Below are 26,014 nucleotides of genomic sequence, written 5' to 3'. Positions count from 1 at the left end.
TTTTTGCTCAGTATTGATGCAAATAAATTTGGGGGTATGTGTGGGGGTATGTGATTAAATTGAACCAAATAATATTCACTTATATCAATTGATTATTTATTTATATTGAATCCTACAGGGATCTCGATAAAATATCCTCCCGGCACAGTTTTATTCCAGTAGGCATAACGCCTACATCAGCGGCTCTGAATTTCACTTTTTCTGCAGCGTTTTGGGAATATAAAAACGGGAGCCTGATCGCTCCCGTTTTCCTGCTTTTCTAACCAATATCACCGCACAACAAGTACGGGGCATTTGGCATGACGTACTACGGCAGCGGCGGTTGACCCCAACAGATAGGTGCTGAAACCCGGTTTATGGGATGCAATGACGATCAATTCGGCGTCCACGGCATCTGCCAGTTTAAGGATCTGATCTTTCGGTGGGCCATAAACCACATGGGTCTGAGTTCTGCCGGCGGGGATATTGAATTGCTTAACAATGTTGTCGAGCTTTTCGGTGGCTTTCGCCTGTATACCACTTCTGTCCGGGAACTCGTTGGAGTAGGCAAGCCCGAGTGATGCGTAGAACGGAACGGTAGGAATGACCGCTAAAAAATGGACCTTAGCGGTTTTTGCATGCGCTTCAACCTGCGGAATAACATGGCGAGTTAAATCGGCTTCAGAGATATCAATGGGCACCAGAATAGAGCGATACATATTCACTACCTCCTGTTTGTTTACCTCTGTCCTGAGTGTAGCGAACTTTATTTTGTATAATAAGCGACCAGATCAAGGTTGTGCGCGCATTTTAATATTCATGAATGTTATGTGATGAAGATACAATAAGCACAATGGTGATTATTATTCGGCCAGCACAATAACATCTCCTGTCGCGGGGGCTTCTTGTCCTGGCAACCACAAACGTCCCCACGCGCCGGTGCAGTGGCAGCCGAGAAGTTTTTCTGGCTGCTGTTGTTTAATAAATCGTCGGGTTTGCCATAACGTATAGGGCGATGCGCAGCGTAAATGGAAGCCACCGACCAGGGCATGAATTTTGCTGATGCCCGTTATTTGCTGGCAGTGAGCGACGATATTGGCAATACCCCGGTGTCCGCAGCCGGTAATGATGACTAATCCACGGTCTGACTTGTAGATCAATACCCCTTCGTCAGTGATGTAGTCCCGTTGGGGAGGATTCTCATTGATGACACCGTAGGCCTGCGGTGCGGATACGGATATTTCTCCTGACCACAGAAAGCGTTCGCTAAGGGGCAAAGGTTCACGGGAGTACGCCATCTGCAGACGAGAGTAATCATTATCGCGCGATAATTTCTTGATTTTACGGGTATATCCTGCAAGCGTGAACGCTGCGTAACGTTCGCAGGCAATGTGTGGATGACAGATGATGCGGCTGTTATCGGGAAGCCACGGGACGCCGCCACAGTGATCATAGTGACCATGTGAGAGCACGACAGCGGTTAACTGAGACAAGTCTACGCCCATCAGTGCGGCATTATGCCTAAAACTGTCATCAGGCCCGGTATCGAATAATATCGTGGTGGTTTCATCCTGAACTAACAGACTTAATCCAGGTTTTGCCCGTAGGGCTTTTTCTGCACCGCTGGCGCGCCTGTTTTCAAGCAACACCGTAAGGGTTAAAGCCATGCCTGACTCCAGCGTTAAAGCGACATACTGTAACGCACGGAATGTAAGAGCGCTGTGATCTCAGCGCTCTTTGGGACGGCTCAATGTTCCCTTTGCTCGCGCTCCTGGCGTTCATGCTCTTTATCACGGTTCTACTGATAAGATTTATTGACATTAACCACGGGAAAGCGCGCAGGCTGTGTTGCTATCCAGGCCCGCGCGCATGTCCGGGTGAAGACGATGGACTATCCTTGCGTTGCTGCCTGTTCGCGATGTTTTTTCGCCTGCAGCTCATGTGAATATGAATGACTGTTATTCATTGACTGATGAACGACCATCGCTTTTTCATGTTCATTCATTTGCGAAAAAGACAGTGCACTAGCCCGCGTGGATTGGCTATTCTGCACCTGTACTTCATGTGTTTGTGCCATTTTCTGATGAGCAGGTGCATCGCTATTATTCATCATCTCGTGAGCCACAGTTGCCTGCTGATGCGTTGTGGATGTTTCTGCCGCATTCACGCCAGCTGAGATAAAAAAAGCGATAGCTAAAAAAGAAGATATCTTATTCATCATATTTCTCCTGTGTCGGTTTACAGGAAAATTATAATAATCAGGGGCTGTCAGTGAGGTGACAGGATTATGACGATGATGTCAGAGAATAATAATATTAATATGAGGTTTAATCGATGGCGCATTAGCGCCACCAATAATAATTAAGCGGCATACTTGGGTAATGTCAGAATAAAGCGGGTAGCGCGAGCGTCGGATGTCACGGAGACCTTGCCCTGGTGGGCAGTCACAATCGATTTCACTATCGCCAGGCCAATGCCGCTACCTTCGCCTTTACGCTGTCGTGAGGGATCGACGCGATAAAACCGGTCAAAGAGTCGTGGCAGATGTTCCGCGGCTATTGGCGTACCGGGATTTTCCACAATAATATGCACGAGATCATCAGCCTCTTTCACTTGCACGGTGACAGACTCGCCTTTTGGCGTATAGCGCATCGCGTTAGAGAGCAGGTTGCTCATTGCCCGGCGTAACATTAACGGGTCACCAGAAACCCAGCATGCCCGACCTTCAAAGCGCAGGCTGATTTCGCGTTCTTCCGCCCAGGCTTCGAAAAAGTCGAACACTTTACTGACCTCATCCGCAAGATTCAGCGCTGTTTTTTCCGGGATCAACTGATTATTGTCTGCCTGTGCCAGAAACAACATATCACTCACCATCTTCGACATGCGGCCAAACTCTTCGAGATTTGAGTAGAGCACATCTTCCAGCTCTTTCGTGCTGCGGGGATGGCTGAGGGCAATTTCTGTTTGCGTGACCAGGTTGGTGATTGGCGTGCGGATCTCGTGAGCAATATCTGCAGAAAAATTGGACTGACGTTTAAACACATCTTCGATTCGTTCGATCATGTGATTAAATGACTCAACCAGTTGCTCAAGCTCAATCGGCACGGCCTGCGGGTCCAGGCGAACATCGAGATCTTTAGAGGTGATATTTTGGATGCGCCGACTGACATTACGGATCGGTTCATGACCTTTATAGACGGCGAACAGCACGATAAAAACAATCATCATGCTAATTAACGATGCTGTCATGATCAGCTTGTTTTTCAGATCGTTAATGTAGTGCAGATGAAAATCGATCGATAACGCCATAAACAACGTATAGGCCGGTTTTCCGTCTGGCAACTGTCCAATGGGTAAACGAATCATTCGCCAGTTGGAGGACGCGTTTTTCCCGTGCGCATGTTCTGATGTTTGCAGCGTTGGGCCGGAAATTAAAAAGACATTACGGGTATGGGCATTTTTATCCGGCGTTGCCGTGGCGATAAACTGACGAAGATCCGGCGCATTAGGCGAATGAAAAATGGCTCTCTGATTGGCATCTTCCAGAGAAATAATGACGTTAGAATAACCCGAAACTACGTTTTTTAGTGTTTCCAGCCGACGCGATTCCGGTTCGTTCGGGTGGTTAATAATACGCTCCAGCGTCGCGCTGATCTCTTTTAAATCATTGATATCCTGCTCTGCGAAATGGACTTTCACCGAGTGGATCATTATCCATGCGAAAGCGAAAAATGAGGCGATAGTCGCCAGACTGATAAAAAAGGTTAACCGTGTTGCCAGCGAAAAAGGGCGCTGTAATCGTTTAGTGGCCATCCGGCACCTCAAGCATGTACCCCACGCCACGCACGGTCTGAATCAATTTCGGCTCAAAGTCATTATCGATTTTGGCCCGCAGACGCTTCACGGCGACGTCAATCGCATTGGTGTCGCTGTCAAAATTCATATCCCAGACCTGAGAGGCAATCAGCGAACGCGGCAACACTTCTCCCTGATGACGCAGGAAAAATTCAAGCAGCGTAAACTCTTTACTGGTCAGGGTGATGCGTGTGCCGTTGCGGGTGACCTTTCTGCTGACCAGATCGACCATTAAATCCGCGACCTGAAACTGACTTTCGACAATGACCGCGGCTCCCCGTCGCAGCAGCGTTCTGACCCGCGCCAGCAATTCCGCAAAGGCAAACGGTTTAACCAAATAATCATCAGCCCCCAGCTCCAGACCTTTGACCCGATGCTCAATGGTACCCAGTGCGGTGAGCAGCAGAATGGGCATGCCTTTGTTGGCGGTGCGCAGCATCCGCACGATATCCCAGCCGTTTACATCGGGCAGCATGATGTCGAGAATGAGCAGGTCATAATCACCGGTCATTGCCAGGTGATATCCGTTCAGACCGTTGTCCGCCAAATCCACAACAAAACCCGCTTCCGTCAGGCCTTTCGTCAGGTATTCGCCGGTTTTTTTTTCATCTTCGACAATCAAAATCTTCATGACATTCTCCATCACGCACTGGCTGTGCGGATTTTCAATTCTAGAGAAGGCGGATCGGATAGCAATCGGTTATTGGCAAAATGACAGTTTTGTCATTTTCCTGTCACCGGTTAAACAGAGTCATTCAGGTATAAATTCACACATCTTTTATGGTTATCAGTCCGGTCTGGACGAGAAGAACTATGTACAAATTTAAGCTTCTTACCCTCAGCGCTATTTTTGTTCTGGCTGGCTGCTCGTTGGCTCCGGACTATCAGCGTCCGGCATTGCCGGTTCCGCAGCAATTCTCCTTAAGTCAGAACACGCTGGTTTCGGCCCCGATGGGATATCAGGATACGGGCTGGCGTACCTTTTTTGTTGACTCCCAGGTGAAGGCGTTGATTGGTGAGGCGCTGGTCAATAACCGGGATTTACGCATGGCGGTGCTGAAGGTTCAGGAAGCGAAAGCGCAATATGGTGTGACGGATGCCGATCGTTACCCGCAGCTTAACGCCGGTTCCAGCGGTACCTATAGCGGGAAATTAAAAGGCGATAGCAGCACCAATCGGGAATTTGAAGCGGGACTGAATCTCAGTTTCGATCTGGATTTCTTTGGGCGACTGAAAAATATGAGTGAAGCCGATCGGCAGAATTTTTTCGCCAGTGAAGAAGCGCGTCGAATGGTGCATATCTCATTAATTTCTAACGTGGCGCAAAGTTATTTCAACCAACGTCTGGCTTATGCGCAACTGCAAATTGCCGAAGAAACGTTGCAAAACTACCAGCGCTCTTATGCGTTTGTCGAGAAACAGTTGATGACCGGCAGTACGAACGTGCTGGCACTGGAACAGGCTCGCGGCGTGATTGAAAGCACACGCAGCGATATTGCCAAACGTCAAGGCGAACTGGCGCAGGCGAACAATGCACTGCAACTATTGCTGGGGACGTACGGGAAATTACCGGACGACCGCGTGCGCAGTCGCGGTGATATAAAACCCGTGACACTGCCCCCCGCACTCCCATCGCAAATATTATTGCAGCGCCCGGATATTATGGAAGCCGAACATGGATTGCTGGCGGCGAACGCCAATATTGGCGCTGCGCGTGCCGCATTTTTTCCATCGATTACGTTGACCAGTTCAGTATCCAGCAGCAGTGGCGATCTTTCCAGCCTCTTTAATGCGGCCAGCGGCATGTGGAATTTTGTCCCGAAAATAGACATTCCGATCTTTAACGCTGGACGTAATCAGTCAAATCTCGATTTAGCAGAAATCCGCCAGCAGCAATCGGTGGTGAATTACGAGCAGAAAATTCAGAACGCATTTAAAGAAGTTGCGGATGCGCTGGTGTTGCGTCAAAGCCTTGCCGATCAAATTACCGGACAACAGCGTTATCTGGACTCATTACACATCACGCTGCAACGCGCTCGTGCACTCTATCAACATGGTGCGGTTAGTTATATCGAAGTACTGGACGCCGAGCGTTCTTTATTCACTACACAGCAATCGTTGCTTGACCTTAATTATGCCCAACAGGTTAATGAAATTAAGCTGTTTGCTGCCTTAGGCGGTGGCTGGGTTGAATGATCTTTAATCTTAAATTCTCAGGAGTATATTGCATGAAAACTACCGCTAAAGCTGCTTTGTTTACTGTGTTATCTGTAGCCATGTTTAACGCTCAGGCCAATGAACATCAGCATGGCGAGATGGTGAATATGGCGCCTGCGGCCCAGCAGGAGCAAGTGATTAGTGCGACAGGCGTGATTGAATCTATTGATATGGATAGCAAAAAAGTCACGATTAAACATGAACCTATTCCCGCAGTGAACTGGCCGGCAATGACGATGCGTTTCACGCTGGTATCTGATACCAGGGCCGATGATATCCAGCCTGGTGATAAAGTTGCATTTACGTTTGTTCAGCAGGGAAATCTCTCTGTCTTACGCGATATTCACATCAGTAAATAACGGATCTCGCTGCTCTCTTTTATTCTTGCCCGGGTTTTCCTGGACACGGGCGAGACTATCGCGCAATGGAAATCACTATGGCGTCTTTAAATATTAAAAATACCGCGCTTATTCTCGGCAGCATGATTGTCGGCGGAATTATTTCTGTCGGTGTGTATACCTATTATTCATCCGCAAAAGTATCGGCCGATACCGGCGCTGCTCCACAAAAAGAAGAGCGTAAAGTTTTATTCTGGTACGACCCCATGTATCCCAACACGCGGTTTGATAAACCGGGTAAATCTCCGTTTATGGATATGGATTTGATCCCGAAATATGCCGATGAAGAGACGGCGAATACATCCGCACCGGGTGTGCGTATTGACCCGACACAGACCCAGAATCTGGGGCTAAAAACCGAACCCGTGCGCCGTGGGCCATTGCAATATGCACAAACTTTCCCGGCGAACGTCAGTTATAACGAATATCAATTTGTCATTGTTCAGGCGCGTTCGGCAGGCTTTATCGAGAAAGTCTATCCGCTGACCGTGGGCGACAAAATTAAGCAGGGCTCGCCGCTTATCGATCTGACAATTCCTGACTGGGTAGAAGCGCAAAGTGAATATTTACTGCTGCGGGAAACGGGCGGCAGCGCGACGCAGGTTGAAGGCATTCTGGAGAGATTACGCCTGGCGGGAATGCCGGAGGCGGACATTCAACGCTTGAAAGCGACGCGGAAAATTCAGACCCGCTTTACCCTCAAGGCTCCTATTGATGGGGTGATTACCGCGTTTGATTTACGTACTGGTATGAACATCTCAAAAGATAATGTGGTCGCGAAAATTCAGGGAATGGATCCGGTATGGGTCAGTGCTTCAGTCCCGGAATCTATCGCCTGGCTGATTAAAGACGCCTCACAATTCACCATTACCGTACCTGCCTGGCCGGGTAAACCCTTCACCATTAGCAAATGGAGTATTTTGCCGAGTGTGGATGCCACGACGCGCACGCTCCAGCTTCGTCTACAGGTTGATAACCCGGATGAGGCCCTTAAGCCGGGAATGAATGCCTATCTGCAACTAAAAACGCAAAGCGAACCGATGCTGCTGATCCCGTCTAAAGCGCTGATTGATACTGGTACCGAACAGCGGGTTATCACCGTCGATAATGAAGGACGATTTGTACCTAAGCAGGTTGCCGTATTTCATGAGTCTCAGGGGTTAACGGCCATCCGCTCTGGTCTGAGCGAAGGTGAAAACGTGGTGTCCAGCGGTCTGTTTCTGATCGATTCCGAAGCGAATATTTCTGGCGCTCTGGATCGTATGCGCACCCAGGAAAATAGGACACACGCTGTACCCGCGATGCCTGCCCAGGCGACCCATTCACACTGAGGACATGATAAATGATTGAATGGATTATTCGCCGCTCGGTGGCAAACCGTTTCCTGGTGATGATGGGGGCGCTGTTTCTCAGCATCTGGGGCACCTGGACCATTGTGAATACGCCGGTTGATGCGCTGCCCGATCTTTCTGATGTGCAGGTGATCATCAAAACCAGTTATCCGGGGCAAGCGCCGCAAATTGTTGAAAATCAGGTGACCTATCCGCTGACCACCACCATGCTGTCGGTGCCGGGAGCGAAAACGGTGCGTGGTTTCTCGCAATTTGGCGACTCTTACGTGTATGTCATTTTTGAAGACGGTACCGATCCTTATTGGGCGCGCTCCCGTGTCCTGGAATATCTCAACCAGGTGCAGGGGAAATTACCCGCAGGCGTCAGTGCTGAAATGGGACCTGATGCGACAGGGGTCGGCTGGATATTTGAATATGCGCTGGTGGATCGCAGCGGCAAACATGATCTTGCCCAATTACGTTCGCTGCAGGACTGGTTCTTAAAATATGAATTGAAAACCATCCCTAACGTAGCGGAAGTTGCCTCGGTGGGCGGGGTGGTCAAAGAGTACCAGGTTGTCATCGATCCGATGAAGCTGACGCAATATAGCATCAGCCTGGGTGAGGTGAAATCGGCGCTGGATGCCTCAAACCAGGAAGCCGGTGGTTCATCTGTCGAAATGGCAGAAGCGGAATATATGGTCCGTGCCAGTGGGTATCTGCAGTCCCTTGATGACTTCAATAATATCGTGCTGAAAACCGGCGCTGATGGCGTTCCGGTCTATCTACGTGATGTTGCCCGCGTACAAATTGGGCCAGAAATGCGCCGCGGGATCGCCGAGCTGAATGGCGAAGGCGAAGTGGCAGGCGGCGTAGTGATCCTGCGTTCCGGTAAAAATGCGCGCGAGGTGATCTCCGCGGTTAAGGCTAAACTTGAAACGCTGAAGAGCAGTCTGCCGGAAGGCGTTGAAGTAGTTACAACATACGATCGCAGTCAACTGATCGATCGCGCGATTGATAACCTGAGCTACAAGCTGCTGGAAGAGTTTATCGTTGTGGCGCTGGTGTGTGCGCTGTTCCTGTGGCATATCCGCTCGGCGCTGGTGGCCATTATTTCTCTGCCGCTGGGACTGTGTATCGCGTTTATCGTGATGCATTTCCAGGGACTGAACGCCAACATTATGTCGCTTGGGGGGATAGCCATCGCGGTCGGCGCGATGGTTGACGCCGCAATCGTTATGATTGAGAACGCGCATAAGCGGCTGGAAGAGTGGGGGCATCAGCATCCGGGTGAAAAGCTGGATAACGATACGCGCTGGAAAGTCATCACCAACGCCTCGGTGGAAGTCGGCCCGGCGCTGTTCATTAGCTTACTGATTATCACGCTATCGTTTATCCCTATCTTCACCCTTGAAGGGCAGGAAGGGCGGTTGTTTGGTCCGCTGGCGTTTACCAAAACCTACGCGATGGCAGGTGCTGCGTTTCTGGCCATTGTGGTGATCCCGATCCTGATGGGATTTTGGATCCGTGGCAAGATCCCGGCGGAAAGCAGCAACCCGCTTAACCGTTTCCTGATTCGTATTTATCATCCGTTATTGTTGAAAGTGCTGCACTGGCCGAAAACGACCTTGCTGGTGGCGGTTCTGTCGATCCTGACCGTCATCTTCCCGCTGAATAAGGTTGGGGGCGAATTTTTACCACAGATTAACGAAGGCGATCTGTTGTATATGCCTTCAACCTTGCCGGGGATTTCCGCAGCGCAGGCGGCAGATATGCTGCAAAAAACCGATAAGCTCATCATGACGGTTCCTGAAGTGGCGCGCGTGTTTGGTAAAACCGGTAAAGCTGAAACGGCGACCGACTCCGCGCCGTTAGAAATGGTGGAAACCACCATCCAATTGAAGCCGCAGGATCAGTGGCGCCCGGGAATGACGATGGACAAAATCATTGAGGAACTGGACAAAACCGTTCGTTTACCGGGGCTGGCGAATCTGTGGGTCCCGCCAATTCGTAACCGTATCGATATGCTCTCTACGGGGATTAAAAGTCCTATCGGCATTAAGGTATCGGGTACCGTGTTGTCGGATATTGACGCCACGGCAGAGCAAATCGAAGAAGTCGCAAGAACGGTGCCTGGCGTGGCGTCCGCACTGGCTGAACGTCTGGTCGGCGGACGTTATCTTAGCGTAGATATTCATCGTGAAAAGGCCGCCCGTTATGGGATGACCATCGGCGATGTGCAACTGTTTATCACCTCAGCGGTAGGCGGCGCCATGGTAAGTGAAACGGTTGAAGGTATCGCCCGCTACCCGATCAATCTGCGTTATCCACAAAGCTATCGCGATAGCCCGGAAACGCTACGGCATCTGCCGATACTGACGCCAATGAAACAGCAAATCACGCTCGCGGATGTGGCGGATGTGCAGGTGGTTTCGGGGCCGTCGATGTTGAAAACCGAGAATGCGCGGCCAACCAGTTGGATCTACATTGATGCCCGCGATCGCGACATGGTGTCGGTGGTGAACGATCTGAAAAAAGCGATTGCTGAAAACGTCCAGCTAAAACCGGGGACCAGCGTGGCATTCTCCGGGCAGTTTGAGCTGCTTGAGCGCGCCAGCCACAAGCTTAAACTGATGGTGCCGATGACGCTGATGATTATCTTCGTACTACTGTATCTGGCATTCCGTCGTTTTGGCGAAGCACTGTTGATTATCACCAGTGTGCCCTTTGCGCTGGTAGGCGGAATTTGGTTTCTCTACTGGATGGGATTCCATATGTCGGTCGCGACCGGGACCGGATTCATCGCACTGGCAGGCGTGGCTGCCGAATTTGGTGTGGTGATGCTGATGTACCTGCGCCACGCCATTGAAGCTGAGCCTGCGCTGGAAAATCCGCAAACCTTTACCGTGGATAAACTGGATGAGGCGTTGTACCACGGAGCGGTACTGCGTGTGCGTCCTAAAGCAATGACTGTCGCGGTCATCATTGCGGGTCTGCTGCCGATTTTATGGGGAACGGGAGCCGGGTCTGAAGTCATGAGCCGTATCGCTGCACCGATGATTGGCGGCATGATCACGGCACCTTTGCTGTCACTGTTTATCATTCCGGCAGCGTATAAGCTGATGTGGCTGCACAGGCATCGCACCCAGAAATAGCCCCCGATAGCGCTCGCCTTCAATCCTTTGACGGTGGGCGCTATGATTCCAGCGCTTTCACCCGTTTACGGTACTCGCCAGGCGTGCAGCCGAATTCACGCAGAAAAACTTTGTGAAAAGATGACGCGCTGGCATATCCCACCGATTCGGCAATCACGACCAATGGCTGGGCGCCGCGCGACAGCATCTGGGAGGCGAATTGCAGACGCAGTGTGGTGAGTACGGCGAGCGGCGTGGAGTTTGAAACCTCGCGAAACAGTTGAGCAAAACTGGCCCGGGACATATGCGCGCGCAGCGCCAGTTCTTCAACACTCCAGGGATGTGCGGGTGATTCCAGCATCTGGAACACCACCGCTCCCAGTCGGGGATGTAATAGCAGATTCAGCACATTTTTGGCAGGGGGGGCCTGAGATAACCATTCGCGAACGGCAAGCGTGAACAGCGTGGCGCATTGCTGGCTGCACACAACGTTGGAACCGGGCAGCATGCTTAATGATTCCTGCTGCATCAGCCCAATCATCGCCTTAAGCCAGTGGTAAACGGGGCTATTTTCGTCAGGTGCCAGCAGCAAAACTTCCGGCAGCGCGGTTAAAAAATAGCGGGAGGATGTCTGTAGTTGCAGACTTCCGCAGACAATATGCGTTTGCTCTTCACCTGACTGGCACAACCGATGCGCGGAGTTTTGCGGCAAGATGACTACCGTACCAGGACGCAGTGTATAAGTGTTGCCGTCAGGCATCTCCAGTAAAGCGCTACCTAGGGTTACCGTATGCCAGCGGATCACGGATAACTCACCAGCTGCATGAGGGAGTTGCCAGTCTCTGCTCAATAAGCAGTTTTGATCAATAGAACCCTGCGGATCGTTAAGCATTAGCAAGCGGCTAAGTGCATCCATAAAGACTCCTGAACAATTTTTGTTGTTGTTGATAGCACCGTAATTATCATCATATTTTTGCATTAAATTAATACCATCAAATAGTTAATTTGCATTTGGTTTTGCATATCTTTAGTTTTTATTATTTGGGATTAGACGATTGAACAGAAAATTGCGCGTTATGGATATGCTGACCTGACAGGGCACTGCCTATAATCCAGAGTAACAAATGAACAATGACTTTGCGGAGAGGCAGCATGAAACAATATCAGGCGATCATTATTGGATTTGGCAAAGCAGGTAAGACGCTGGCGGCTACGCTGGCAAAGACGGGCTGGCGGGTAGCGATTATTGAGCAATCCAACACCATGTATGGCGGAACATGCATTAATATCGGCTGTATTCCAACCAAAACCCTGGTACATGATGCTGAGCTGCAGCATGACTTTGCGACTGCGATGCAACGTAAGACTTCCGTGGTCAGCTTTCTGCGCGATAAAAACTTCCATAATCTGGCCGATCTGGAAAATGTGGATGTGATTGAAGGGCGTGCTGAATTTGTCGACAACTATACCGTGCGGGTAATGCAGTCGACAGGGACGCTTGAGCTAAGCGGTGAGAAGATTTTTATTAATACCGGTGCACAGTCGACGATTCCGGATATTGCGGGATTATCCAGTACGCCAGGCGTCTTTGACAGCACCGGGTTGCTGAATTTGACCCAACGCCCACAGCGCCTGGGTATCCTGGGGGGTGGCTATATCGGCGTTGAGTTCGCGTCGATGTTTGCCAACTTCGGCAGTCAGGTCACTATTTTTGAGGCTGCACCGCTGTTTTTGCCCCGTGAGGACCGGGATATCGCCGATGCGATCGCTGATATTTTACGTGATAAAGGCGTCAAACTGATCCTCAATGCTAAGGTGCAGTCGGTTTCGTCTCATGATGGCGCGGTGCAGCTACAGATGCCGGAAGGGGAACCGGTGGTTGACGCACTGCTGGTGGCATCAGGCCGCAAGCCGGCGACGGAACAGCTGCAACTGAAAAAAGCCGGTGTCGATGTGAACGATCGTGGCGGCATTATTGTGAATAAATATTTGCGGACGTCGGCGGATAACATCTGGGCTATGGGAGATGTAACAGGGGGGCTGCAATTTACCTATATCTCACTGGACGACTTCCGTATTGTGCGTGATGGCCTGTTAGGCGAAGGGCTAAGAAACACCGGCGATCGGCAAAATGTGCCATATTCCGTCTTTATGACACCGCCACTTTCCCGCTTGGGGATGACTGAAGAGCAGGCTCGTGCCAGCGGTGCGGCGGTACAGGTGGTGACGCTTCCCGTCGCTGCGATTCCACGGGCGCGAGTCATGGATGATACGCGTGGTGTACTTAAAGCTGTGGTGGACACGGATACGCAGCAGATATTAGGTGTCTCACTGCTGTGTGTGGATTCGCATGAGATGATTAATATCATTAAAACTGTGATGGATGCCGGGTTACCTTATACCGTGTTGCGTGACCAAATATTTACCCATCCAAGTATGAGTGAGTCATTAAACGATCTTTTTTCTCTCGTGCAATAATAAATATAGAGTCTGCATCTTTGCCCCACCTGTGTGGGGGTTTTTTGGCCCACGTCAGTGTATCTGCTGTTTCAGCAGCACCTTCTGTTGTCGAAGAGGCCATTGCTAAACTGGCGCAAGAAAAGCAGGCATCATCATGGAAAATTACCTCGATGAGAATTGATAGCAGTACTTATGCCACTGTAATTTTGTACAAGTAGGATTGCCGTCATGGAAAAATATCTTCGTTTACTGGGGCAGTGATGATAATTGCCGATTCTGCCCGAGCAATCGTTAAACAACGGTATTGAATTTTTAACGCTGTACCCTCTGTAAGAGAGTTTGCCACTCTAATTTAATTCGGTATTTACCGGGGCCAACATCATGCTGGTCTTTTTATTACTTAAGTTAAATTACGATTAATATACCTGAATGATACATTCATCCCTGTGAAATGAGGCGTCATTGTATTGGTATTAGTTGGCTAATGACCACCTGCTGGATATCGTGCCTATAGGTTCAGCAACCCCCTGTCCACGCTCTGTATTGTCAACCTCTTATTTTTACAGCATTTTTTCTATTTTATTTCTATGCGATTATTGCTATTTATTATCTCAAAATCGAATTTTTAAAAGTGTTGTTATTCACTTTTGTTATAATCATTGCGTAGGTTTGCATGGTTTTAGGCATGGCTTAAGCTAAAATTAATTCTGATTAAATGTTTTTACGTATCAATAAATGATGAAAGATAGTTAAAAACTTAAGTTTTAATCAACTGTTCGACATGGAATCCACTATGGTAATTAGGCGCCAGGGGTGGATGCTGATCTCGCGTTTTTGTCTGTCATCAGACCGGGGCCGAGACATATCTTAAATATGGAAATAAGGGTTTTAGAATGAACTTTGGATTAGCAAAGGACAACAAGTTTGAGATCATCGCTATCCTTCGTGAAGAACTGCATAAGAAGACGAAGCTGGAAGTTTTATGTGAAAACACCAGCGTCATCACGCAGTTAGAAAGGATCGATTTTGAACGCTTTGTAGTCACCGGTCATGAAGACATCATTCCTGAAAAGATCCAATACTTTATCCTGCATAGTGACAGCGGGATTATAAAATTTAGCGCCAGATTTGAAGCAACCTCATCAACAGGTGCTGAGGCAGGATTATCCTACCTCATCCCGGATATGATTTTCTTTGCCCAACAGCGACAGAATCAGCGGTTTTCTTTTCTGAAGGGGTTCGATTTTTTCTGTTTTGGTCGTTACAAAAACGGAGAGAACTACTCACTTAAGATTAAAAACATCTCTCAAGGTGGCTGTGCGTTAATCGCTAAAGATGTTAATGCCCGTTTTCTTTACAAGGATGCAGTGATTAAAAATGCTGCTCTGGATTTTGATACGTTCGGCAGTTTTCAGCTTGATCTAAAAGTCATTGATGTCGTCGCGATCAACGAATTTGATGAGGATAATCAATTGTATGCCTGTCATCAGGTTTCTTGCGAGTTCGATTTTAAGAACCGTCGTGAAGAGGCTGAAGTTGAGAAAACCATTATTAAATTTTTAATGAGTAATAAAATTAGAAGCTTATAAGGAGCGGTGAACAGGATGTTGATGTGTGGCAGTGATAATTTTGTAGGCAACGGTATGTTTGCCTACCTGACAAGCAAACATGTGCCGATAAAAACATTCCAGTTTGAGGATATGTTGCAGCAGCCGTCATTATGCCAGCATCAGACAATGGTTTTTAATATCATTAACAATGAACAGCCTTGTTCCGCCATTGTGCAGTTTTTGAATAAAAACCGGTTCAAGTTTTATAATAGCGTCGTCGTTATCGTTGCTGATAGTTTGGTGGCGAAATTATGTGTTGAATTATTATACGTTGAAAAAACCATAGTATTGACTGAGAAATCCTCATTGCGTGATTTTGCTCAGTTGGCTACGTTGTCAGCCGGGAAATGGAATCCCCGACTGTATCGTTCGCAGAAAAGATTGACGGAAAGAGAGCAACAAATCCTCAATCTATTGGTAAGTGGTTATTCTGCCAAGGAAATCTCTGAATTGGTTAGCCTGAACTATAAGACTATTCAGGCGCATAAGATGAGAGTTGTCGCCAAGCTGGGACTGACCAATACCTCTGATCTGAATAAACTGATTGTCAGATTTACCCACAGCATGTCTTTTTTACCCTAACCTGGCTATTCTTTTCTGATGTAACGCACTTAACAGCACGTACAACTCGGGAGTGATTTTGACTGGTTTTTAATTTATATGATTTGTAGAGGGAGAGGGGGAATGTTTAATTCCGATGAGGTGCTCACCGCGCTTGAAAAGGCATTGAATACCAGTCAGCTTTATATGGTTTATCAGCCTATTTTTAATTTACATACCGAGTGTATTAGCGGGTTTGAAGCATTAATGCGGTGGAACAGCCCTCAGATGGGTATGATTTCTCCTGATGTATTTATTACGTTACTGGAAGACAGAGGCAATATATTTTCAATTGAAGATATGGTTGCCAGTCCGCCGTGGAATGTTGCGAGTACCTGGTCCGAACCTCTTGTATTATCAGTAAATATTTCTGCGCTTGAATTCTGCGATCCTCTTTTACCTCAACGAATCAGACAAAACCTGGCCGCTTCCGGCCTTCCGGTTCATCGATGCCAGATTGAAATAACGGAAACATCGCCGCTGTGTGACAGCCAAATAGCGGCGAAAAATATGACGGAACTGAAGGCAATAGGGGTCAAGTTAGCGCTTGATGATTTTGGTACCGGGCACGCTAATCTTAATTATCTGTTGAAATACCCTTTTGATACCTTAAAAATTGATAAAGAGTTTGTCACCGAAATAGAGCCCGACACTAAATCGACAAGGATTATTGAGGGCATCATTTCTTTAGCGCACAATTTTGGCATTGAAGTCCTGGCCGAAGGGGTCGAAACCCAGTCTCAACTTGATCGCCTGACGCAGATTGGCTGTGACAAAATTCAAGGCTTCTTCATTTCTCCCCCGGTGTTGGCAGAACAGATTCCTTCACTCTTAGCGCAATATAACCGTTAATCTCATCCCTCTTTGTTGTTCCCCTGATCGTTGATTCTTCCGCGTTACCGGGTGGTGTCGCCTGTGCCTTATCCGGCCTGCAGGAACGAACACAAGTCCGTAGGCGTGATAAGTGCGGCGTATCAGGCAGTGCTGTATTCTGGACCGACAAAAAAAAGCCCCCTGTGAACAGGGGGCTTGCGAGTTTATACCTGCTTAAAACGATTTCTTAAAGCCAATAGACGCATTGACCGGGGCTTCAACCTGCGATTTATTGCTGCCGTTGCTGAACTGTGTCCCCAGTTCGCCGTAGACCTGCAGATTTCGGTCGATAGACCACGACAGACCCGCTGCAACCTCGGTGCTGGAGTACTGCTGTGAAGATTCCAGCGTGGTGGTGGCGACCGCATTGCTGAAGTGCGTTTTATCTTTGGAACCCAGACCCTGCCAGACGTTTACCCGGCCGTACGGCTGGAATTTACCATGGTTGGTGTCGTAGTCCGCGACCAGACGCACGCCCAGACGCGCGGTAAAGGAATCGGCGGTGTCCATATTCACTCTCGTTTGGGTTACACCATCCAGCGTGCTGTTATCAAAGTCGCTGTACTGATAGATCAACTGGGCCTGCGGTTCCAGGCTCCAGGCGCTGGCACCTAAACGGAATGCTTTACCCACTTCAGTTGAGGCCGTCAACGTATTGCCTTTGACGGTGTAAGAGCCGTTGTTACCCGATGCCGACAGGCGGGATTTATGGTTCCCGTATTGCAGCACGTTATCGACATACATACCGTCACCAGAGAACCAGGTGGCATAACCGCCAACGTAAAATGCGTTGTCGTCGATGTTGCCGCCTTTGCCGTTGCTGCCCGTTTTACTGCCTTTCACATTGCTGTCGATATCAAGGATGCTGGTATACATCCCGGCTTTCCAGCTTTCATTGGCGTACATATCGACGCCGACCTGAATACCCATGGTATGGGAGCTGGTTTGCGTCCCGGCCGCATCATCCAGTTTGGTTTTACCGGAATAACCAATCATTCTTGCCCAGGCGCGATTGTCTTCATCAAGTCCCGGTTTAACCTCGTCACCCATACGCTGGTGCATGTTGCCTAACAGGCTGATGTCACCCTGGCGAACCACGCTGGCGAGACCAGAATACAGCATGGTTTCTGGACGGTATTCACTCCTCAGGTACCAGTTTTCGCCCTGACCCTGCGCATTCCCGGCATGCAGTTGGTACTCAAATGCGCCCGCAGCCATACGCTCGGCGGCAAGATGGAAGGCATCCCGTGAGGTTTGCGCCGTGGTGGTTGCACCGTTGAGCGCCGTAACCACTTCGATGCCGTCACCCACGGTCGGTGCGCCAAGGCCGGAGCCATCGACATCCAGCAGCGTACTGCCGCTGGCTTTACCGCCATCAATAATCAGACGGTCAGCAATACCTGCGCCGCTACCGTTCTGGATAGCCGCCATGTTGATAGTGCCTTTTTCGCCGGCGTAATCCCCTTTGACGGTTAAGGTTGTGCCAGGTTGCTGGCCGATGAGCGACACATCGCCACCGTTGCTCAGCCCTGCGACTGTCTGGTTATAACCCTGGGTATTCAGGGTGGTGCCCGCGACAACATAGTGGTGCGAGGCGGCGCTCAGGGTATTGGTATCACCGGCTTGCAATACCCCGCTGGTGATGAGCGTTGCACCGCTGTAGCTGTTTTGGCCTTGCAGCTCCGTCGTACCGCTACCGGTCTGATGCAACTGACCTTCTCCGCTGATATTACCGCTTAACGCCAGAGTATCGGCGCGATTAACGTTGAGCACGCCGTTATCAACGATATCCCCTTCAATACTACCTATCGTACCGCCAGTGCCGAGCTGCAATACACCTTGTTCGATGGTGGTGCCGCCGGTATAGGTGTTATCCAGCGTCAACGTCAGTGAACCTTTACCGGTTTTGGTCAGTTGACCGTTACCTTCGACTTCCGTCAGCAGGGACACATCATGTCCGTTGGTGTCGAATGTCCCACCACCAGATTCCAGCGTAACCTGACGTGCGGTATCAAACGCTTCACCATATTTCAGCGTACCGCCGTTAAAGGTGATTCCGGTCTCTGCCGCGCCAAGGTTGGTATCGCCTGCAACCTGAAGCGTCCCTGACGTGATAGTCGTGCCGCCGCTGTAGGTGTTGTTGCCCGTCAGGATCAACGTACCGAGATCGCCTTTATTCAGACCACCGGTACCGCGGATCACGCTGTCAATGGTTGCGGTGTAGTTGACGCCATCGATCGTACCATCACCGACGCGAATCAACGTATTGGCGGTATCGGTAGTAATGGCTTCACCGCCTACACGATAACCGTCGGTGGCGAATTGTGCGCCACTGATGATGACATCGCCTTTACTGTTATCGACGGTCACATTACCGGCTTCCCCCTGGAAGACGGCAAATGCGGCATCGGTAAACGGAGCATTCAGCGCGCCCTCTGGCGTCGATTCATCCGTGGTCCAGTTGTCGTTACCCTGGCTGGATTGCCAGATACCGTCGCCGCCGTTGATGACGCCGTTGTTTTTCAGCTCGCCATTTTCACCGCCGGTGCCGTCCCAGAAGCGCAGCGTTAGTCCGGCATGGTTAACCAGGTTAACCTGATTTTTCACCGAAGTTTGTACGTATAAACTGTCTGCGGCTTCCGGTGCGTTAGCAATGTCCATCACATTGTTGGTTAATGTGCCGGTATAGTTGATGACGCGATAAACGCCAACGTCAAAGCTTCCGCCCGGAGAAGTCTCGATATTGAGCTTACCGTCGAGCGTCAGGGAGCCATTCACGTCGATCAGGTCGTTGAATGCGCCGCCTGGGGTATAAGCCTGGCCAAACTGGTAATCCAACTGGGCGTTATCGCTTAGCGTCAGTGAACCGGTAGTCAGTTTACCCACGCTATTGATGGCGGCACCGGCGGTAATATGGCCGTTATCCTGCACATCGACCGCACCGCCGATAATGCCGTTACCGCCGAGGGTGGCACCCGATTTCACTGTGACCTGACCGGTAGAAGCAGACTGATTGCCGTTGACCAGCAGCACACCTTCGTTGACGTCCGTGGTGCCGGTGTAGGTGTTGTCGCCGGTCAGGATCAGTGTACCGTTACCGATTTTCACCAGGCTGCCGTCGTTGCCGCTGATAATGCCGCTGATGGTGTCAGGCTCCGGAAGCACCAGATTCCCCAGCGACAATTCTTTATTGCCCAGTTCGACATTACCCGCACCGGACAATGAACCGATGGAAGTCGCGCTGTTGACTGCGCTGACATCTACCAGACCGCCTGCAAGGTTTTTGACGACGGTATTCTCTGCCATTGCCTGGTCAGCAAAGGTCATCAGCCCGCTGTTAGTTACATCGGCATTGCCGCCGTTGGCGTTTTCTTCCAGCGCCAGTGTGCTGTCTTTTGCCACGCTGACCGTCGCGTTGCCCGCAGTGGCGTTATTGGTTAACAGCGCTTTCGCTGTGCCCGTCAGGTTCAGTTTGGCGCGGGCGGCTGTGACGGTATCCGCCAGCGTTAACAGGCTGTCGGCAATGTTCATGGTCAGTGATTGCAGACGGGTGTCTGCGCCGCTGACGTTGAGCGTTGCCCCATTATTAACAGTGATGGTGCTGCTCTCGTTGCTGCCGAACGCGCCGGTTTTGCTGGCATTGACCGTCACATTGTTGGCATTGCCGGTGCCGGCAATTTCGGTGTCGCCTTTGTAGCTGTTCGCGCGGTCGAGCGTTAAGGTACTGCCCGCATCGCTTGAGCTGCTGGTGACTTTCAGTTTACCGTCGCCGGTAATCTCACCGGTTGGCGTGAAGTGGTGCGAATTAAGGTCAAACACCGCGGCTTTATCATTCGCGCCCAGTTCAATGGTGCGATTGCTGGTCAAATCCGCACCTAATTGCAATGTCGAGGCGTTGTTAATCGCCAAATCGGTTCCGCTCTGTCCGAGGTTATTATCGGAGGAGATCTGCAACGTGCCGCTATCAATGCGCGTACCGCCACGATACTCGTTATTGCCACTGAGGATCAGGCGACCGAGGTCGGTTTTCACCAGTGTCAGTTTGTCGTTTGTGCTGGCTTCACGGATGACGGACTCAATGGTCGCGGTATAGTTTTGCCCCGCGCCACCGGCTCCGACGCGCAGCATCAGCTCACCGGTTCCCGGTGTCTGGCCTGCGTGGGTCGCGCTTTCCGTGGTGGCATATGCGTTAAGTGCATTACCTTTTACGACATAGCCATCGGCATCAAACTGTGCCCCGGAGAAGTTAACCTCACCTGCAGCGTTATCCACGGTAACGGTACCGCCCTTGGTGGTGAAGACAGCAAAGGATTTCTGCGCCCACGGGGCGTTGCCCTCGCCGGTAGCTGTCGTCCAGTTGTTGTCACCCTGAGCACCGATCGCCATCCATTTACCATCGCCACCGTCAATCTTGCTGTTGCCTTCGATGCCGGATGCACCATGGCTCTGATTGACGGTTGCACCGTCCCAGAACTGCAGGGTAACGCCGTTGGCGTTCACCAGGTTGACCTGTTTGTCGATAGAGGTCTGGACAAAGATGTTGCTCTTATTCTGAGTGTCCGGTACAGCACCTAACTCCAGCGTCTGGTTATTCAGCGTACCGCCGTAGTTATAAATACGGTACACCCCAGGACCGAAATTCCCGCCCGATGACGTGGTGACATCCAGAGTCCCGTCCAGTTGCAGATCGCCTGTGACGTTGATCAGGTCATTCAGCTTACCGCCCGGTGTATAGGCCTGGCCCAGTTCGAAGGCGGAAGTCGTTTTGCTGCCAAGCTGCAGATTACCGTTAATGGATAACGTACCCGCACCGCCGTCACCAGCGCTAATTGTTGTGGCATCGTTCATCAACACGTTGCCGCCGATAATGCCATTACCACCCAGTGTGGATGTGCCGCTGACGGTGGTTGCGCCACGTGCCGCGCTTTGATCGCCATTCACCAACAGCGTGCCGTTGGTGACGGTGGTATCACCGGTATAGGTATTGTTGCCGGTCAGACGGGTAATGCCGCCACCTATTTGCTGCAGTGCACCGATACCGGATATAACGCCATTCAGCAGAACGTCGTTGGCGCGATTAATCGCCAGTATGCCGTTATCGATGATGTCAGATTCGGTGCTGACTTCGCCCGTGTTTCCGCCGGAACCTAACTGCAACGTACCTGTTTGCGCAATGGTGGTAGAGCCGGTGTAGCTGTTGTTGGCGGTAAAGACCGTGGTGCCGCCTGCCGCACGTTCAAACTTCCCGTCACCGCTGATAGTACCGTTATAGATTTGCGCCGCGGTGTTATCACCCTGGGTATCGAAGATAACCCTGCTGCCTGCGCCCTGGGTTGTGACATTGTAGTCGCCAATACTGGCGGCAGTACTGGTTGGCTCGACATGGTCGCCGGTGCGCAGCGTTGCACCATTGTTTACAGCAATAGTTTTGCTTGCCAGACTCAGGTTTTCAACGATGCGGACATCCGCGTTTGACCCGCTGAGTGTCAGCGAATCCCAGCCGGTGCCAATATTCGTGCCGGTAGTCAGGTTGTCGCTGACCAGCGTTCCAATCTTCGCATCTTTTGTATCGGTGAAGGTGAGGGCGTTGCCCGTACCTGCAGCGGTAGTGATGTGCCGCGTTTTCTCCAGCGTCACATTGCCGATGTTGGCTTTATTGTTACCGCCAGTACCGGCGAAATTCACTTCACCGGCATAGGTGCCGCTACGCCAGTTGAAGGTGTCCGTACCTTCACCGGTATTGATTACGCCGCTGGTGACACCGCCGCTGATATCAATAGTGTCATTGCCTTTACCAGACTGAATGGCCACCGCAGTGTCGGTGATGGCCTGCAGAGTGCCGGTGTTGGTAATGGTTTTACTGCTGTCTCCGCTGGCGTCGATTACCGCAGAGGTGGTGCTGGCAGAGATAATCTTGCCGCTGTTGGTCAATGCGCTGACGTTTTTCGCGATGATGGCAGAGCCACCGGCGCTGTCGTGCACGTTAATGTCGGCCTTGGTGTCGATGCGGCCATCAGTATTGGCGCGGATACCGCTGCCTTCGCTGTTCAGTACCTCAATGGTATAGCCTGTGCCGATGGTCAGATTGCCCGTTACTGCGTCACCATTGCGCTGTTCAAAGGCGAAGCCGGTACCTTTACCGTTAACGTTAAGGATGTTGTTTAGTCCATCTTTCATGTTCAGCGCGACGCTGGTACGGATCCCCGCGCCGTCGTTGGCATTGATGGTGACGTCGGTGAGCGTGATATCGGTATTGTTGGCATCGTTTTGAATGCCCGCGCCAGTCCCTTTAGCGCTAATCGTTACCCCTTTTGCAGCCAGCTTACCGGCTCCGGTATCGAGACGAATACCATCCGCCGAACCATTGGTCGTGATTGCATCACCGGCATTACCGGTAATACTCAGGCTGGCACCATTGGTCAGCAGCACGCCTGCGGTTCCGTCGTCAACGGTTACCTGACCCAGTTTTTTAATCTGTGCGCTGGCGCCCGAAGCGCGAACGCCAATACCGTTGCTGACATGCAAGGCGCTGGAGGAGTTGTTGGTTAAGCTCCCGTCTTTTTGAACATCAACGCCGATACTGTCGATGCTGGCCAGATTGATACTTGATTCGCTATCGAGGATCAGGTTACCCAGATTTCTCGCTATATAGGCGATCACTTCATTGCCACTGGCTTCAGAGGTGATCTTCGCGTTTGAAGTAAGCGTAGTGCTGGTGGCATTACCCTCTGCGCTGCCATTCAACCGATGCGCCTGGCCATCAACCACCCCGGCAACGGTACGTTCACCGGTTAAATTAATGGTGGTTTTGTCGCTGATATTACCGCTGGCGCCGCCTTCGATGACCAGTGCTGCGGAATCGCTACCCTGCACGGTAAATGTGGCTTCACCAGTATCGACTTGACTGCCTGCACCGGTAGCGAGAACGCCAACAGAGTTCTTACCGCTGAGGGTAAGGTCAAGGTTGGAGCTGGCCTGGCTGCCAGGAGGGGTGGTGTTACCGGCCAGTAATGCACCATTGGCGATACGGAAAATGGTGGTGCGATCCTGACCGTTGTCATTCATCACCGCCTGACCAATATTGGCGGCCGCGTCTTTCCCATACAGATAATAGCCAATCTGATCGGTGTTGTTGAACACCGGGCTACTCAGGCTATCAACGTTAGCAATGGCGTTATCACGCACGTGTACGCCGATATTCCCGGCCTTGTCCAGCGTAATGTTGGAGTAGACGTTGACCACGGCCTGACCTTTGGCGCCTCCTTCAGCCCAGATGGCGTAGTTACGATCGTTGATGCCACCCGTACCGCCCACGATAATAGAGCCTGTGGCACTGGTGGTTACTTCGGCATTTTTGTTATTGGCGCTGACGTGGATCCCCACGTTATTCGTGCCGTTGACGTTAATCTTGCCGTCGTTGCGGATTTCCTGATTATTTTCCGTGCCGCTGTCACGCACGGAGATACCGTAGTTCTTGTTGTTTCCCGCATCCCCATTACCATTGATGACGATGTTGCCCGTATTCAGTACGTTGCCGGTTGCGTTGCCGATCAAAATTCCTGCCGCGTTACGGACACCGGTACCCAACGTGATGAGACCGTTGTTAATAACCTCTTTGGCGCTTTTGGTCATAATTCCGGCGCTCAGGCTGGCACCACCTGGCATGATGACATCCTGGGTCAGGTTACTTGCGTCACGACCAAGGTAAATAGCGGCATCAGCACTGTTGGTAAAGGTCGCATTTCCCGCGACTTCCACGCCAAAGGCGCTGCCTTCACCGTAAGACGCACCGTTTTTACGTCCGTCGACGACGTTAATATTGCCGTTATTGACACCTTTTGCCTCGCCGGACAACTGCATACCAATGGCCAGCGTCAGCGACGTATCAGGTTTATCCTTGCTCCAGGGATCGGCGGCAGATGCGGTGCCGAAGTTATCGGTAGTGATCGCCTGGTTGATGGTGCCTTCGTTGGTGATAACGCTGGTACCTTGCCCCTGCATACCGAATGCGCCGTAGCTGTTAACGTTCTGATTACCATCTTTATCAATGAACAGACCTGAGTTGATAGTTCCGCGGTTGGTTGCCTCGGCGTTTTGCGCCAACATGCCAATCGCCAGGCTTTGCCCGCCAGAACTGCGTAGCGCGTTCAGCTCGCCGAGGTTGTTGATAACCCCACCATCAATGGCTTTCATGACGCCATTGATACTGCCGTCAACGGCGATTATCGCCTCTTTGTTCAGGGTACCGGTGGTGCCAGCGCCGTTGGCATAAATGGCATGCAACTCACCGCGGGCGGCAGTGGCGTTGTTGATATGTGACTCTCCATCGGTCCAGACTTTGTAGTCCCATGTGAGTTCATCAGACGACTTACTGGAATTAATTAAGCTATCGATATACCCGGCATACTTTGCTTGTGCTGCTGTGACGGTTGTGACCTCTTCAGCCTCCAGCCACAATTGGATTTGGCTGACCTTATCGCCATTGGCATTTTCTGCGGCGTCGGCACTTCTGCCTAACAGGAAGTCGTTAAAATCAGCCAACTCCTGCGTACTGGTAATGGTGAATGTGCGCACCCCGGTTTCGATAACCTTGCCATCTGCATCATAGCCATAAGTCATCAGCGTCACATCATCGCCAAAGACAGAGGTTTGCGCTGAGCCGGCGAATGTTTTTTCAGGGATAACCGGAGCGGCGTTAAATTTTATATAGTTATCGGACTGCCAGTTCACCTGGCTGTTGGCGCCTTGCGCTTCCAGTAAGGAGGAGTCTTTGGCCAGTAACTCGATGGTATTGGCTTTGTCGCGTACATTGAGCGTGTCATTACCTATGTTCAGGTTGGCCGTAGCACCATCGGTTGCCAGCGCGATACCAAACTGCTTATAGATTTCAGACCTGGTTGCATCATAAGTATTTAATACGGAATCGCCGATTTGCGATTTAGTAAGAAAGCGACTTAACACATCGGTATCATAGACCTTAATGGTTTCTGTGCCGTCCGGGAATGCCGGGTCAACCACCTTGAAGTTTTCGCTTTGAGAAGGCGTAGCCGATTGGTTATACGTCACGTATTCCGCCAGCTCTTCAGCTGTGGTGATTTTTTTTGCATCCTGGCCTGGGCTGGTGGCCTGCAGGGTGATTTTTCCTGTTCGCAGTAACTCACTGATGGTGGTTGATTCTACAACGCCGCTTTGACCCGGATTAATCGTCGGGATTGCGCCGCTGATATTGAGTGTCTGACTGGCAGTATTATTTTCATATAAGAAGCCGTAGTCGTGGGGAGCCTGATAAACGCCCGCAGAAATACCGTTCTGGAGATCGTCAGAAATATTTCGCTCGCCCGTAGCGGTAATCTGCGCAGCTGAGGCCATCATCGTAGCGCCACTTAATGCACTGGCGGCCAGTACCGCAACAGTTTTACGTGAACTGCTTTTTTTCTTACCTCTGGTTAATTCAGAGACGACAACCCAGATGCCGAGTGCCGCGTTCCAAATAATGCTGTAAACCTTATTCATATATAACCCTCGTTTACATTCCTGTTATGTATGTGTTAATACGT

The 26,014-nt window shown here is 50.7% G+C and carries 15 protein-coding genes and 1 pseudogene; 9 read left to right on the top strand and 7 right to left on the bottom strand.

Going from position 1 to position 26,014, the window contains the following annotated elements:
* Positions 1–269 precede the first annotated feature (269 nt).
* From uspF to cusR, 5 genes are all read right to left on the bottom strand, one after another.
* Positions 270–698, bottom strand: coding sequence for a universal stress protein UspF (uspF, locus tag IB196_RS16400; RefSeq protein WP_005122045.1), 429 nt, complete (start codon positions 696–698; stop codon positions 270–272).
* A gap of 144 nt (positions 699–842) precedes the next feature.
* Entirely contained in the window at positions 843–1,646 is an 804-nt protein-coding gene (locus IB196_RS16395; RefSeq protein ID WP_040232626.1) for an MBL fold metallo-hydrolase, read from the bottom strand.
* Between the two features lie 224 nt (positions 1,647–1,870).
* Entirely contained in the window at positions 1,871–2,197 is a 327-nt protein-coding gene (locus IB196_RS16390; RefSeq protein ID WP_149691433.1) for a copper-binding protein, read from the bottom strand.
* Positions 2,198–2,340: 143 nt separating this feature from the next.
* Positions 2,341–3,792, bottom strand: coding sequence for a Cu(+)/Ag(+) sensor histidine kinase (locus IB196_RS16385; protein WP_005122042.1), 1,452 nt, complete (start codon positions 3,790–3,792; stop codon positions 2,341–2,343).
* Positions 3,782–4,465 (bottom strand): copper response regulator transcription factor CusR, encoded by a 684-nt coding sequence (cusR, locus tag IB196_RS16380; protein WP_040232623.1) that lies wholly within the window; start codon positions 4,463–4,465, stop codon positions 3,782–3,784. The genes IB196_RS16385 and cusR overlap by 11 nt, the downstream gene beginning before the upstream one ends.
* A 182-nt stretch (positions 4,466–4,647) precedes the next feature.
* Here cusR and IB196_RS16375 point away from each other — a divergent pair, with 182 nt between their 5' ends.
* The 4 genes from IB196_RS16375 (at position 4,648) to IB196_RS16360 (ending at position 10,935) form a co-directional block, all read left to right on the top strand.
* Complete coding sequence (locus IB196_RS16375; protein ID WP_149691382.1) at positions 4,648–6,030, top strand: efflux transporter outer membrane subunit; 1,383 nt, start codon at positions 4,648–4,650, stop codon at positions 6,028–6,030.
* A gap of 32 nt (positions 6,031–6,062) precedes the next feature.
* Positions 6,063–6,410: a cation efflux system protein CusF gene (gene cusF, locus IB196_RS16370; RefSeq protein ID WP_188231768.1), complete on the top strand. Its 348-nt coding sequence runs from the start codon at positions 6,063–6,065 to the stop codon at positions 6,408–6,410.
* A 77-nt stretch (positions 6,411–6,487) separates the two neighbouring features.
* Positions 6,488–7,780 (top strand): efflux RND transporter periplasmic adaptor subunit, encoded by a 1,293-nt coding sequence (locus tag IB196_RS16365; protein ID WP_149691381.1) that lies wholly within the window; start codon positions 6,488–6,490, stop codon positions 7,778–7,780.
* Between the two features lie 11 nt (positions 7,781–7,791).
* A complete protein-coding gene (locus tag IB196_RS16360) occupies positions 7,792–10,935 on the top strand; it encodes a CusA/CzcA family heavy metal efflux RND transporter (RefSeq protein WP_149691380.1) in 3,144 nt (1,047 codons plus the stop codon).
* A 40-nt stretch (positions 10,936–10,975) separates the two neighbouring features.
* Here IB196_RS16360 and rclR read toward each other — a convergent pair whose 3' ends face one another.
* Positions 10,976–11,830: a reactive chlorine-specific transcriptional regulator RclR gene (gene rclR / locus IB196_RS16355; protein WP_188231769.1), complete on the bottom strand. Its 855-nt coding sequence runs from the start codon at positions 11,828–11,830 to the stop codon at positions 10,976–10,978.
* 236 nt (positions 11,831–12,066) lie between these two features.
* Here rclR and rclA point away from each other — a divergent pair, with 236 nt between their 5' ends.
* The 5 genes and pseudogenes from rclA (at position 12,067) to IB196_RS16330 (ending at position 16,436) form a co-directional block, all read left to right on the top strand.
* Positions 12,067–13,392, top strand: coding sequence for a reactive chlorine resistance oxidoreductase RclA (rclA, locus tag IB196_RS16350; protein ID WP_188231770.1), 1,326 nt, complete (start codon positions 12,067–12,069; stop codon positions 13,390–13,392).
* 44 nt (positions 13,393–13,436) lie between these two features.
* Positions 13,437–13,592, top strand: a pseudogene (locus tag IB196_RS16345) (YdgH/BhsA/McbA-like domain containing protein); the annotation flags it as partial.
* Between the two features lie 675 nt (positions 13,593–14,267).
* Positions 14,268–14,963, top strand: coding sequence for a pilus assembly protein PilZ (locus IB196_RS16340; protein WP_005122030.1), 696 nt, complete (start codon positions 14,268–14,270; stop codon positions 14,961–14,963).
* 15 nt (positions 14,964–14,978) lie between these two features.
* Entirely contained in the window at positions 14,979–15,566 is a 588-nt protein-coding gene (locus IB196_RS16335) for a LuxR family transcriptional regulator (RefSeq protein WP_149691432.1), read from the top strand.
* A 102-nt stretch (positions 15,567–15,668) separates the two neighbouring features.
* Positions 15,669–16,436, top strand: a complete 768-nt coding sequence (locus IB196_RS16330; RefSeq protein ID WP_040232611.1) for an EAL domain-containing protein — start codon at positions 15,669–15,671, stop codon at positions 16,434–16,436.
* A gap of 195 nt (positions 16,437–16,631) precedes the next feature.
* On the opposite strand, the gene IB196_RS16325 is transcribed toward IB196_RS16330, so the two are convergent.
* Positions 16,632–25,970 carry an autotransporter outer membrane beta-barrel domain-containing protein gene (locus IB196_RS16325; RefSeq protein WP_188231771.1) on the bottom strand — a complete coding sequence of 3,113 codons (9,339 nt, stop codon included), beginning with the start codon at positions 25,968–25,970 and terminating at the stop codon, positions 16,632–16,634.
* Positions 25,971–26,014 lie beyond the last annotated feature (44 nt).

It is taken from the genome of Citrobacter sp. C6_1 (assembly GCF_014596835.2).
GTDB lineage: Bacteria > Pseudomonadota > Gammaproteobacteria > Enterobacterales > Enterobacteriaceae > Citrobacter > Citrobacter pasteurii.
This window is presented reverse-complemented; position numbering and strand designations above follow the sequence as displayed.

Excerpts from the sequence above, each read along its gene's own strand:
- uspF (WP_005122045.1), bottom strand. The coding sequence starts at position 698 with ATGTATCGCTCTATTCTGGTGCCCATTGATATCTCTGAAGCCGATTTA.
- IB196_RS16395 (WP_040232626.1), bottom strand. The coding sequence starts at position 1,646 with ATGGCTTTAACCCTTACGGTGTTGCTTGAAAACAGGCGCGCCAGCGGT.
- IB196_RS16390 (WP_149691433.1), bottom strand. The coding sequence starts at position 2,197 with ATGAATAAGATATCTTCTTTTTTAGCTATCGCTTTTTTTATCTCAGCT.
- IB196_RS16385 (WP_005122042.1), bottom strand. The coding sequence starts at position 3,792 with ATGGCCACTAAACGATTACAGCGCCCTTTTTCGCTGGCAACACGGTTA.
- cusR (WP_040232623.1), bottom strand. The coding sequence starts at position 4,465 with ATGAAGATTTTGATTGTCGAAGATGAAAAAAAAACCGGCGAATACCTG.
- IB196_RS16375 (WP_149691382.1), top strand. The coding sequence starts at position 4,648 with ATGTACAAATTTAAGCTTCTTACCCTCAGCGCTATTTTTGTTCTGGCT.
- cusF (WP_188231768.1), top strand. The coding sequence starts at position 6,063 with ATGAAAACTACCGCTAAAGCTGCTTTGTTTACTGTGTTATCTGTAGCC.
- IB196_RS16365 (WP_149691381.1), top strand. The coding sequence starts at position 6,488 with ATGGCGTCTTTAAATATTAAAAATACCGCGCTTATTCTCGGCAGCATG.
- IB196_RS16360 (WP_149691380.1), top strand. The coding sequence starts at position 7,792 with ATGATTGAATGGATTATTCGCCGCTCGGTGGCAAACCGTTTCCTGGTG.
- rclR (WP_188231769.1), bottom strand. The coding sequence starts at position 11,830 with ATGGATGCACTTAGCCGCTTGCTAATGCTTAACGATCCGCAGGGTTCT.
- rclA (WP_188231770.1), top strand. The coding sequence starts at position 12,067 with ATGAAACAATATCAGGCGATCATTATTGGATTTGGCAAAGCAGGTAAG.
- IB196_RS16340 (WP_005122030.1), top strand. The coding sequence starts at position 14,268 with ATGAACTTTGGATTAGCAAAGGACAACAAGTTTGAGATCATCGCTATC.
- IB196_RS16335 (WP_149691432.1), top strand. The coding sequence starts at position 14,979 with ATGTTGATGTGTGGCAGTGATAATTTTGTAGGCAACGGTATGTTTGCC.
- IB196_RS16330 (WP_040232611.1), top strand. The coding sequence starts at position 15,669 with ATGTTTAATTCCGATGAGGTGCTCACCGCGCTTGAAAAGGCATTGAAT.
- IB196_RS16325 (WP_188231771.1), bottom strand. The coding sequence starts at position 25,970 with ATGAATAAGGTTTACAGCATTATTTGGAACGCGGCACTCGGCATCTGG.